This window comes from Agrilactobacillus yilanensis, from assembly GCF_003946725.1.
GTDB classification, from domain to species: Bacteria; Bacillota; Bacilli; order Lactobacillales; family Lactobacillaceae; genus Agrilactobacillus; species Agrilactobacillus yilanensis.
In genome coordinates, this window is sequence record NZ_RHOY01000001.1 from 312040 (window position 1) to 323477 (window position 11438).

The 11438-nt window shown below is 43.5% G+C and carries 11 protein-coding genes; 5 read left to right on the forward strand and 6 right to left on the reverse strand.

Going from position 1 to position 11438, the window contains the following annotated elements:
• The first annotated feature begins 5 nt into the window (after positions 1–5).
• Together EKM93_RS01425 and EKM93_RS01430 are read left to right on the forward strand one after the other, a co-directional pair.
• Positions 6–497 (forward strand): PTS sugar transporter subunit IIA, encoded by a 492-nt coding sequence (locus tag EKM93_RS01425; protein ID WP_125712303.1) that lies wholly within the window; start codon positions 6–8, stop codon positions 495–497.
• Positions 498–541: 44 nt separating this feature from the next.
• Complete coding sequence (locus tag EKM93_RS01430; protein ID WP_125712305.1) at positions 542–2014, forward strand: PTS transporter subunit EIIC; 1473 nt, start codon at positions 542–544, stop codon at positions 2012–2014.
• Positions 2015–2469: 455 nt separating this feature from the next.
• Here EKM93_RS01430 and EKM93_RS01435 read toward each other — a convergent pair whose 3' ends face one another.
• Both EKM93_RS01435 and EKM93_RS01440 read right to left on the reverse strand, forming a co-directional pair.
• The gene (locus EKM93_RS01435) at positions 2470–3477 is read right to left on the reverse strand and encodes a choloylglycine hydrolase family protein (RefSeq protein WP_125712307.1); all 1008 of its coding nucleotides are present in this window, start codon (positions 3475–3477) and stop codon (positions 2470–2472) included.
• A 139-nt stretch (positions 3478–3616) separates the two neighbouring features.
• A complete protein-coding gene (locus tag EKM93_RS01440) occupies positions 3617–5143 on the reverse strand; it encodes an L-lactate permease (RefSeq protein WP_125712309.1) in 1527 nt (508 codons plus the stop codon).
• A gap of 235 nt (positions 5144–5378) precedes the next feature.
• On the opposite strand from EKM93_RS01440, the gene EKM93_RS01445 reads away from it, so the two are divergent.
• A complete protein-coding gene (locus tag EKM93_RS01445) occupies positions 5379–6746 on the forward strand; it encodes a DUF3862 domain-containing protein (protein WP_164506956.1) in 1368 nt (455 codons plus the stop codon).
• 455 nt (positions 6747–7201) lie between these two features.
• Here EKM93_RS01445 and EKM93_RS01450 read toward each other — a convergent pair whose 3' ends face one another.
• From EKM93_RS01450 to EKM93_RS01465, 4 genes are all read right to left on the reverse strand, one after another.
• Complete coding sequence (locus EKM93_RS01450) at positions 7202–7642, reverse strand: Rrf2 family transcriptional regulator (RefSeq protein ID WP_125712313.1); 441 nt, start codon at positions 7640–7642, stop codon at positions 7202–7204.
• A 10-nt stretch (positions 7643–7652) separates the two neighbouring features.
• Positions 7653–8507: an SDR family oxidoreductase gene (locus EKM93_RS01455; protein ID WP_125712315.1), complete on the reverse strand. Its 855-nt coding sequence runs from the start codon at positions 8505–8507 to the stop codon at positions 7653–7655.
• Positions 8508–8701: 194 nt separating this feature from the next.
• Entirely contained in the window at positions 8702–9271 is a 570-nt protein-coding gene (locus tag EKM93_RS01460) for a sugar O-acetyltransferase (RefSeq protein WP_125712317.1), read from the reverse strand.
• Positions 9272–9502: 231 nt separating this feature from the next.
• Positions 9503–9976 carry a GNAT family N-acetyltransferase gene (locus EKM93_RS01465; RefSeq protein ID WP_125712319.1) on the reverse strand — a complete coding sequence of 158 codons (474 nt, stop codon included), beginning with the start codon at positions 9974–9976 and terminating at the stop codon, positions 9503–9505.
• Between the two features lie 198 nt (positions 9977–10174).
• Here EKM93_RS01465 and EKM93_RS01470 point away from each other — a divergent pair, with 198 nt between their 5' ends.
• Both EKM93_RS01470 and EKM93_RS01475 read left to right on the forward strand, forming a co-directional pair.
• Complete coding sequence (locus EKM93_RS01470; RefSeq protein WP_125712321.1) at positions 10175–10822, forward strand: GyrI-like domain-containing protein; 648 nt, start codon at positions 10175–10177, stop codon at positions 10820–10822.
• An 18-nt stretch (positions 10823–10840) separates the two neighbouring features.
• Positions 10841–11218 (forward strand): HIRAN domain-containing protein, encoded by a 378-nt coding sequence (locus EKM93_RS01475; RefSeq protein WP_125712322.1) that lies wholly within the window; start codon positions 10841–10843, stop codon positions 11216–11218.
• Positions 11219–11438 lie beyond the last annotated feature (220 nt).

Sequence of the window (11438 nt, forward strand, 5' to 3'; positions counted from 1 at the left end):
TGAAAATGTTCAAATTATTCAGCAAGAAAGCACCTGTCGTTGACAACCAAGTTTATGCACCGGCCAATGGCGAAATCATCAATCTTGAAGCTGTCAGTGATAAAGTCTTTGCTTCTAAAGCAATGGGTGAAGGCTTTGGTACCAAACCTTCAGACAATCAAATTGTTGCCCCATTTTCTGGGACGATTATGATGGTTGCCAGCACCAAACATGCCGTTGGGATCAAAACCGTCAGCGGCTTAGAGATTTTAATCCATATGGGTGTGGATACTGTGGATCTCAAGGGGACACCGTTTGAAATTTTTGTCAAAGTTGGGGATGAAGTCAAAGGCGGCCAACCAATTGCTGAAATGGCTTTGGATCAAGTCGAAGCTGCGGGATTGGATACCGTGGTGATGACGGTTGTTACGAACACTAACGACAAATTGGAAGCGCTACAAGTTAATCCGGGGCAAGTTACACGAGGCGATGTTGTGGGTAACGTCACTACGAAGTAAGGTTTTATTTTTTGGAGGTTTCAAACTAAAAGGGGTGTCTTAAAATGGCAAAAAAAGATTACACGGACTTAGCTAAGACAATTATTGAAAATGTCGGCGGCCCAGAAAATATCAATAGTTTAATTCATTGTATTACCCGTTTGCGTTTTTATTTAAAAGATGAATCCATTGCCAACACAGAGGTTTTAACGGCAACCGACGGCGTTATTGACGTTCGGCAAGCGCAAGGGCAATACCAAGTTGTTATCGGCAACGCTGTAGCAGATGTCTATGATGCGGTCATCAAAGCGCTAGGCCCAGAATTTGCGGATCCAGAAGCAACCGCAGCTGCTGTCGCCGCAACTGGCGGCCCTGCAGATACCGGCGACAAAACTATCTGGGATCACATTAAAGGCGGCACGAACAGCTTAATCGGGGTTATCACCGGTTCCATGAGTCCAGTGATCGGTGTCTTAGCCGCTTCAGGGATTATCAAAGGTTTACTGGCCTTATTGACCCTACCACAATTGGGGAGCTTGTTAGATGCTAAAAGTGTCCCTTACATGACCATTTCCGCAATGGCTGATGCTTCATTCTTCTTCCTACCCGTTATCGTTGGCTTCTCAGCTGCCCGCAAAATCGGCGGTGATCCAATTGTCGCAGCCGTAATCGGTGCCTTTCTCACCTATCCGCAAATTGTAGATTGGGGCAGATCTTTTAAAGAAATGTTTGCCATTGGTGGTTTTAATTTCCAATTCCTAAACTACACTTATTCCATCTTCCCAATCATTCTAGCTGCTTGGATCGCTAAAAAACTGGAAGATTGGCTCAAAGCCCATCTACCGAATTATTTACAAATGATCTTCACGCCATTAATTACAATTTTAATTGTTTCTACAATTACCATTATCGTAACTGGGCCAATTATCCAAGGCTTAGCAAACGGAATTGCTAACGTCATCACTTGGCTTGTCAGCGTATCTGGCTGGGTCGGCGGTCTGATCATCGGCGGCTTCTACCAAGTCCTCGTCATCTTCGGCTTGCATTGGGGCGTTGTCCCATTGGTTGCCCAACAAATCAGTGCGAATGGCGCTAGTCCACTAAATGCCATCGTCAGCACAACAATGGTTGCCCAAGGTGCTGCTGTCTTAGCCGTTGCGATCAAATCTAGAAAAGCTGGTGTCAAAGAACTCGGCTTTGCCGCAGCCATCTCAGCCTTTTGTGGGGTTACTGAACCCGCTATTTACGGAGTGAACTTACGCTTCCGTAAAGTCTTCATCTCCGGCTTAATGGGTTCCGCTGTCGGCGGCTTCATCACCGGCCTAATGCACGGGAACATGTACGGCTTCACCGGCGCCTTAATCGGCTTCCCATCTTTCTTTGACCCTAAGAATCCAACCGACCTTAACAGCTTCTACGCCTTCTTAATCTCCAGCCTCGCCGCCATCCTCGTCAGCTTCATCCTCACATGGGTATGGGGTTATAACGACGAAATGGCCATGACTGAAAAGAAAGCACCAAAAAAACTAGCCGCATAAACCAGAGCGTGACCAAAGACGGGTTGATTTTGAGCATAGCCTAGGCTAACGCCGTGAGCGGTTTTCGCTTACAAGTTAGACGTAGCTAAGCGCAGAAATCAGTCTTTGGGAACGCGTTTCAAAACCAGAGCGTGAAAGGGTACGATTTTGACTTCGAGCATAACCTAAAATTATGATGAAAGCCCGATTTTGGCTTACGAATAATTTGTAGTTATGTGAGAAGTCAGTACCCTTGAACGCGTTTCAAAAACCACAATCTTAATAAATGCGTAAAAACCGCAAAATAAATAGAGGTCAATCAAAAGCAATTTTGATTGACCTCTATTTGGTTTTGGTGCAGTGCTATCTTTTTTTGGTTTTCATAAACGCGCTCACCAACACTGATTTCTACATATAACTACGCCTTGTTGCTAGTCGCAGGCGACTACCTGCCAAGCCTAGGTTATATTGCGAAATCACCCGTGTTGGTTCACGCTCTGGTTCACGCTCTTAAATTCTTGTTCTTTCTCCAACGGAAAGGCGATTGGTGCGGGTTGGTTCATCAGGTTTTCTGTTAAGATGACGCGGCTGATGGTTTGGTCATAGTACGGTTGCATGTAATATGTGGGCTGATCCATGCGCATGTAGCCGCGATACTGTGTATAGTCGCTGGAACCATCTTCTTTGATTTTCACACCCCGGGGGATGTCTACGGTATTTAATAGATGGCTCAACACGTTTACGGCGGCTTCTGGTGTTTTAGCGGTTTCCGCATATTGGCGCATATAAGTCAGGCGCACGAACCGTGAAGGTGATGTAAAATCTCCAGGCAGGCCTAACGCACCACTGCCGGGGCCAAAATCTGCGGCAACAAATTGGCCATAGGTCCGATGGGGATGCGGTGTTGGCTGAACTTGCAAATAATTACTCAAGTTTTTCAAATGCCACTGAAAATCTGGTGAATTTGCCATGACGCCCACTGGATTTGCTATATAATGACAACCGGTTTGATCTAATTCCAATACATAACAAGCCCCACTGACATCAGCGATGATCCAATGCAGCGGTGTGGTGACTTGCAATAAGGCAATGGGAATAGCCAGCACATTTAATTCCGTCAATTGCTGGCCTAATTCGGCGCAGCTGGCCATATTGCCCAAAAGCCAATTGACGACTTCGTGGGGCGCTAAGTTCGTTTTCCCAGTCATGGGTGTTTTGGCATAGGTCGCTTCCCCTCTAAAATACAAGGCTGCGGCACTCAAACCTTTTTCGTTCACCCCATCCACTAGAATATAATTGCCCACATCCCGGCCGGCACCTACAAAACTATAAGTGGTGTCATACCCTTCTGCCGTGGCATCGCTATTAAAATGCTGATTTCTAGGCACAACCACCGGACTGCCACCTAATTCAATACCAAAATCCATTGTCCGTGCTAGAAAAAAAGCGCCTTTTTCAGCCATATATGTCAAACTTGTACACATTATAATCACTCCTTCAGGCACCTTATTCTGATGTCCTCAGTTTAATTATACACCTAATATTCCGTAATCAAAAAAAAATAAGACTCTGGCCCCAAATGGCGACCAAAGTCTTATTTACAGTTATTAAAAGCTTAATTTTTTACAATAAACCAATCACTAACCCCGTGATATAAATATACGCACAGATTACCACAAGATAAGCACCGCACCACTTCATAGATTCTTTCAAGATATCGCCTTCACGACCTTCTTGATGGGTTGCTGCTGAAGCAACGGCAATACTTTGTGGTGAAATCATCTTCCCGGCAGTGGCCCCGACCATGTTGGAGCTGACAACCCAGTAGCTGTTAACTTTCAGCGTTGTAGCTGCTTGCAACTGCAGGTTCCCGAATAAGACGTTGGAAGATGTGTCCGAACCGGTGATAAAAGTCCCTAATGCCCCAATGATTGGTGCAATTAATGGGTAAGCCGGACCCATGATGGCAACTAAAGTGACAGCCAAACTTTGTGTCATGCCAGAATAGCCCATAACTTTTGCCAAACCAACGATCGCACAGACGGTAATTAATGTCCGCCAGATGGATTTGGCTGTAGTGCCTAGCACGCCAAAAATGCTGCCCAACGACATCCCTTGGATCAAACCACCAATTACGGTGGCGATAATGATCAGTGTCCCTGGTGAAGACAGCCAGTTAATCGTATATGGCGCTGCTTTGGCGCCGGTGTAAATACCCAGCGGCGTCACCACCTTGGCCAATGCCGTATTGATTGCCGGTACAAGTGGGGATGCCAATAAAACGATGATGAAAACTAAAATAAAAGGTGCCCAAGCCCGTAGCAGTTCACCAGTACTGTGCCGCGGAATATCTTTGAGCGCCGCTTCGTCCTTTTGCCCTTGGACACGAGCCATTAAGACCGTCACCAAAATACAAACGATTGAACCAACAATTGCTGGTAATTCAGCGCCAATGAATTTGGCTACAACAACTTGTGGTAAGGCAAATGCCAAACCAGACAGTAACGTTGTTAAACCAACGCCTTTAATAGATTTGACACCGCCACCAACCATTGAAACTAAAACAAAAGGAATCAAAATGATTAATGGTAATAATTGCATTGTTACGATAAAAGATAGATGTAAAGTATTCAAATGCGTTACATTCGCTAACGTGATCACCGGCAACCCAATGGCCCCAAACGCAGTTGGCGTCGTATTGGCAATCAAACAGATCACAGAAGCTTTGATTGGATCAATCCCAAAGGCAATTAAGATCCCTGCTGGAATTGCAACCGCCGTCCCAAAACCGGCAATCGCTTCCAAGAAGCCCCCAAAACCCCAAGCGATAATCAAAACTAAAATACGCTTGTCTGTTGTAATTGCGGATAACATATCTTGAATCACTTTCATACTGCCGGATTTGGTCGTTAAATTATAAGTAAATAAGGCCGCTAAGATCACGTAAACAATTGGCCAAATCCCCATGACAATACCTTCTAGAGCCCCGGTCAAACTGTCCACAACTGGCATTTTAAACGCTGTAATTGCTAGGAAAATCGAAATAATCAGCCCAATACTACACGCTTTTGCTGCTGCCATTTTAATAACACCCAGTGAAACAATCAACCAAATAATCGGAATCAGTGCAAAAATAAAATTAAGCCACATTCTGAATGCCTCCTTCTTTTCACAAACTTAAACGCTTTCATTTCACAAGATATTGTACTATGTATCTTGATAAATTGCACGGAAACAGACTTGAGGGAATCCCCTAATTTCACAAAGCCCAGTTTGATAAGCTTTCAGCTAAATGATTTCCGCCTTAAAATTAGACCTATTCTCAGGTATAATAAAATTAAATTCCTTTTTGGGGACCAAGTTGTACAATAGGGGGATAAGGGGCGTGAAGAATTTGCAAAATCAAATTGAGGCTTTATTAAACCATTACCAGTTAACGCATTTAATTGATCCGAATCAAGTTCGGGTTAACCTAAATAACCAAGACAGCGACTATGCTATGATTCAAGCTATTTTTAATGATCAAATTGAACAAGCCACCCAACGGCGGGACTGGCAACGCATGATTGATTTGTTAAAAGCAATGGTGCAGCTCAGCCAAAATATCGGTAACTACGACGATACCATCACCGCTGAAGTTTCGTTACTTTACTTAACTTATAGCCGTTATTACAACACGGATCTGCTGCAAGCCGAACTGAATCCGACCTTGATGGACTTACAAGTCATTATGCAGCAAGGTAATACGAGTTATGAAACATTGGATGCCTTAATCCAAAATGTAGTTGCAAATCTCACCGTACCTAATAATTTACCGCTTGGCCTAGATGCTAACCAAGCGTTACATGAAGTGATCCAACAGGCGGCAGCCAAAAACACTAGTAGTCAGCAGCAGTTGCCACCGGCGCAAGCTAGCTTGGATGAAACCATTGACAATTTACATCAAGAATCTCTCCAGCGCCGGAAAAAGCAGCCGCAAAATCAAGACCAGCCTACAGAACCCGCTGATGTCGCCGATGAGGACTACGACGATGACCAAGATAATTATGAAGATCCCTTTTATAAAAAATGGTGGTTCTGGACATTAATCGTTTTAATCGTTTTGATTATTGCTATTATTTTAAAATTAGTTATTACAAAAGTAACTACCCCTTCTGTCAGCTCTGAACCAGCTACAGAACAAGTTTCTAAATCCAGCAGCGTTGCAACGCAAAAAAAAAAATCGAAATCCCACAGCTCTAGTCAAAAAAGTAGCAGTGCCGCAACACAGACTAACAACCAAGGGGTAAGCTTTAACGATTTCAACAGTGTTAAAGTTGATGATTTCTCTAAATCTGCCCCGGACGGCAGTACGTTGACTGATTTAACCGCCAAATTTGGCAAACCTTACACTACAAGTAAAGTCACTCAAGACGGTCTTCAAGCCACCGTTGCTACTTGGCAGCCAGTGGATGGGCAAAAGAACGCCGCAATCTCAGTGAGTTTTATCGAACAGCGGGCCTTTAGTAAAAGTCTAAATGACTATCAGCCAGAAACAACCGCAGATATTACTTTAAACACCTTTAATAATTTAGCCGTGGGCCAAAGCGCCGATGAAATCTTAGGCCTCTTAGGCTTACCCAATGAAGTCAATGACGTTTACATTAACGACTCCACACAAGTCACTTATACGTATAACCGGGATAACGCAAAAATCATCCTAACCTTTATTGCTAATAAATTACAGGGTAAAACCCAAACCGGATTGGATTAAGAGAGCGTGACCAAAGACGGGTTGATTTTGAGCATAGCCTAGGCTAACGCCGTGAGCGGGCTTCGCTTACAAGTTAGACGTAGCTAGGCGCAGAAATCAGTCTTTGGGAACGCGTTTCAAAATCAGAGTGCGAGAGGTTACGGGTGACAATGCGCATAACCTAGACTTACAAATAATTTGTAGTTATGTGAGAAGTCAGTGCCCTTGAACGCGTTTCAGAACCACAATCTTAATAAATGCGTAAAAACCGCAAAATAAATAGAGGTCAATCAAAAGCAATTTTGATTTGGCCTCTATTTGGTTTTGGTGTAGTGCTATCTTTTTTTGGTGTTTCATAAACGCGCTCACTGGAGCAAAGCTCTCACCTAACTACGAATTATTCATAAGCGAAGTGCACTTATTTCATAATTCTAGGTTAGTGCTCGAGGCTTTCCCGCTCCAGTTCGCGCTCTGATTTATGCTCTGGCGTTTCGTTCCAATATGTCCGAGACGATCATGTCCAATGTCACTGCAGCCATGGCGGTTTCTGCGGCGGTTTGGACGTTTTGATAATAATGATTTAATGTTTCTTGAATATTCCCGCCGACAATACAATCGGGATTGGTTTTGGGATCAATGTGCAGTAGATTTTGATTTGATTCAATCGCTTGATAAACTTCCAACAAAGTAATATGTGCTAACGGCCGCGCCAGTTTAGGCGATACGGTGCCTGGTCGACTCGTTAATAAACCCGCTTTAACTAAGGCCGACATCATGCGCCGGACTAGACTAGGATTAGATTCAACACTGCTGGCGATTGTCCCGCTGGATAAATCAACCCCACTATCTGCTTGGCCATAAATTGATATGAAGGCCAAAATATGCACGGCATCACTGAGTTTGTGTGAATATTTCATAATTAGACTCCTATTGAATTAATGTTTTGATCGCCGTTGCTAAATCTGGCAATGGCCGACCTAAAACTTCCGACAAATCATTGGTCGCCTCCGTTAAATCGCCTTCGCGAATCAACATCTGAATCATAACTAAAGCTTCTGCAACGTTTTTATCCAAGCCCGCTTCAATCAGCTGTGCTTGATATTGATCATCATTGACCTGCGCCACATTAACCTTTTGACCAATAGCCGTTTCAATGGCTGCTGCTAGTTCTTGGTAAGTGTGGCTTGGCCCGGCAAATTCATAAACTTCTTTTGGTGTCTCGGTTGCCAAAACTTTGGCTGCGGCTTCCGCATAAAATCTTTCTAACGTCCAGCCCACTTTGCCGTCTCCAGCAGAATAGCTGACGGTCTGCCCTGCTTTGGCCCCGTTAATGACACTCAATTCGTTTTCCAAATACCAATTATTCCGCAAAAAAGCATGTTGAATAGCTGTATTTTTAATAGCCGTTTCTGTCATTTTGTGATCATAAGCTAAAGCGCCCTTAGCTGTGTCCGCATGGGGAAAACTCGTATAGGCGATAAACCGAACCCCTTCGTTGCGGGCGGCGGTTAAGACGTTCAAGTGCTGCTGAATCCGTGGCAGGGCACCGCCGGGTTGGGAAGAAACCAATAATAAGCGGTCAACACCCTTTAGCGCATTGTGCAAATCACCAGGCTGCATATAATCTCCGGGGCGAATTTCAATCCCTTCTGGCACCATCTGTTTTGCTTTTTCCACATTTCGTGCTAAGGCAATGATATCCTTTGCAGGCACTAACTGCGCCAATTCTTTGAGAGCCACTGAACCAAAATGACCGGTTACACCGGTAACAGCATATTTCATATTTAAAAACCTCTATTCTATGGTTGTTATTTAAATTGTAACTTGTTATACCATTTTAATTCCGGTTCTTAAATTTGTCAACTTTAGGCATAATGCGCTAAATTTCATATTTTTCGACCAGCTGATATCGCCGTCAAAACTAAGCAACCCCAAACAAAAAAACAGCCCTACTTATTTCAGAGCTGTTATTTATTTTAATCGTTTTTAGGATCCAAATGCCGAATCACCCGGGCTGGACTACCCGCAATGACGACATTGTCACCAAAGGATTTGGTCACCGTTGAATTCGTCCCTACAATAACGTTATTTCCTAAAGTTACGCCTGGTAAAATCGCAGAACCGCCGCCAACCCAGACATCATTCCCTAGGGTTACTGGCTTGGCCTTGCCGATCATGTTTCCACGATCAACGGGATTAAAGGGATGATAAGCCGCATAAATCTGAACATGGGGTGCCAATAAACAGTTATCGCCAATGGTCACTGGCGCTGAATCTAAAATAACCCCATCATAATTACATAGAAAATTATCGCCCACATGGATGTTATAACCAAAATCACAACGGAAATTAGGTTGAATATAAGGCCGCTTGCCCACTGAACCAAACAGATCTTTGATCACAGCTGTTTTTTCGGCAACCGCACCATCATCTAATTCATTTAACATCCGGCACAGCCGTCTTGCCCTTGTTTCGTCGGCAGCTAGTTCTGGATCAAGAATTTGATAATCTTCACCGGCTAAAAATTTCTTCTTTTCAGGACTCATTTAAACACGCTCATTTCTTCTCAACTTAGTTATTTTTAAGATAACATTTTTGAAAAGTAAGCGCTATATCGATTCATCAGATATATCTTAACATTTTTACATATTTATCCTAATAAATAAGATGAATTAAGCATAATTATCGCAGGACAATCCTTATTCTCACTTAGTGATAATTTGCTTTATAACTGGATATGAATACTAATTTTACAATTCATCCTAATAAATAATAATCTAGAATTTTTTAACATACCACCGATTCATCACACTATGGGCACCACTGCCTAAAGGCTGGGTTAATGGCTGAAAATCATATTTTTCGTAAAGATGCCAAGCGGCCACCAAATTACTATGGGTTTCCAAATAACATATCTCATAGTGTTTTGCGCCATAATCCAATGCTTGAGCCATCAAAGTTTTAGATAAACCCCGGCCTTGATACGCCGCATCTAAATACAACTTTTGCAGCTCGCACACCCCGGGGTAATCCGGATAAGGGGCAATACCCACGCCGCCGACAACCTGCCCTTCATAACTTAACACCCAATAAGCACTGTTTTCTAAATTCTGATACGCTTGATATAAATCATCTATTTCCGGATCAAAGTAAACCGTTCCGGGTAAAGCTAGATCATTGGCCTTTAAATCCGCTTGAATAATTTGTTTCATTGCGGCATTATCCGCAGGTGTGATACGTCTTAAAGTCATAAGAAACCTCCAATTGTATTTATAACTTTTATAAAACCACATTAAGTCAGCTGCGTCAAAAATAATTTGGCCGCCAATATTTAGACACTACCGGTTGTTGCGATTAGGCCCTTTTTGTTTACGGTGTAATCGTTTTATTTTATAGTCCCTTTTAAGTGCGTAATCCGTTATACTTGATGTAACAAAGGAGTTGACCTGATGAAATACGAATGGCGAAAATCTGAAAAAGACCTCTATTTACCTAAAAAAGTAGAACAGCGTCTCATTCCAGCGATGAACTTTATCACCTTAGCTGGCACCGGCGACCCTAATGATGCCGAATTCTCTAATAAAATCAGTGCCTTATATGCGACCGCTTACAGCATCCGCATGGCGCTTAAAAAAGGCAGCCTCGGCACACCGCCTTTTGAATATACCGTTTATCCATTGGAAGGTGTTTGGACCACTGCAGACGGCTCCAGAAATGAAACCCTGAATAAAGCGGCCCTTGTTTATAAAATCATGATTCGACAGCCAGACCAAGTGACCGCCAACTTATTCGAAACATGCCGTACCCAGGTCATCGCTAAAAAAGACAACCCTTATTTCCCTCAGCTGCAATTTGAATCTTACACCGACGGCCTGGCTGTTCAAGCCGTCCATACCGGCCCTTTTGATACCGAAGGCGACACTTTTGCGAAAATGGCAGCGTTTATGACGGCACACCAATTAGAAAAAACCACCTTAATGGGTGATTTTCAGCACCGAGAAATTTACTTATCCAACTTTCGTAGAAGCCGACCAGAAAATCTGAAAACCTTACTGCGTTACACCGTTAAATCAGTCGCAACCACCACCCAAAATTAATTTATGGAGGTTTTAAATATGGCTAGTTCAAATAAAGATTTTTTAGACGCCGTAAAGCAATACAAATATGAGCCCAGCCGCCACTTGATGGACTTTCACATCGCCGGCTTTGCTTATTATGATGGGCTAGATATCATTGACAAACTCACCCCCGGCAAACCCGTCACCTTGGCCGCCGAACCAGATAACCCGTACGACCCAGAAGCCGTTGCTATCTATTACAAAGATTATAAACTCGGCTACGTACCCAAAGACCGCAATAGCCTCTTGAGCACCATCTTATACTTCGGCCATCAAAACCTATTCGAAACCCGCATCCAAACCGCCGACACCACCAACCACCCCGAACGCCAATTCCGAGTCGTCGTAAAAATCAAAGACAATCGCAGAGCGTGAAGGGGCACGATTTTGACTTCGAGCACTAACCTAGAATTATGAAATAAGCGTATTTCGCTTATAAATAATTCGTAGTTAGGTGAGAAGTCAGTGCCCCTGAACGCGTTTATGCAGAGCGTGACCAAAGACGGGGTGATTTTGAGCATAGCCTAGACTAACGCCGTGAGCGGGCTTCGCTTACAAGTTAGACGTAGCTAAGCGCAGAAATCAGTCTTTGGGA

Bases quoted from the DNA above. Each gene is read 5' to 3' on its own strand.
- EKM93_RS01425 (WP_125712303.1), top strand. From the start codon at position 6: ATGTTCAAATTATTCAGCAAGAAAGCACCTGTCGTTGACAACCAAGTT.
- EKM93_RS01430 (WP_125712305.1), top strand. From the start codon at position 542: ATGGCAAAAAAAGATTACACGGACTTAGCTAAGACAATTATTGAAAAT.
- EKM93_RS01435 (WP_125712307.1), bottom strand. From the start codon at position 3,477: ATGTGTACAAGTTTGACATATATGGCTGAAAAAGGCGCTTTTTTTCTA.
- EKM93_RS01440 (WP_125712309.1), bottom strand. From the start codon at position 5,143: ATGTGGCTTAATTTTATTTTTGCACTGATTCCGATTATTTGGTTGATT.
- EKM93_RS01450 (WP_125712313.1), bottom strand. From the start codon at position 7,642: ATGAAATATTCACACAAACTCAGTGATGCCGTGCATATTTTGGCCTTC.
- EKM93_RS01455 (WP_125712315.1), bottom strand. From the start codon at position 8,507: ATGAAATATGCTGTTACCGGTGTAACCGGTCATTTTGGTTCAGTGGCT.
- EKM93_RS01460 (WP_125712317.1), bottom strand. From the start codon at position 9,271: ATGAGTCCTGAAAAGAAGAAATTTTTAGCCGGTGAAGATTATCAAATT.
- EKM93_RS01465 (WP_125712319.1), bottom strand. From the start codon at position 9,976: ATGACTTTAAGACGTATCACACCTGCGGATAATGCCGCAATGAAACAA.
- EKM93_RS01470 (WP_125712321.1), top strand. From the start codon at position 10,175: ATGAAATACGAATGGCGAAAATCTGAAAAAGACCTCTATTTACCTAAA.
- EKM93_RS01475 (WP_125712322.1), top strand. From the start codon at position 10,841: ATGGCTAGTTCAAATAAAGATTTTTTAGACGCCGTAAAGCAATACAAA.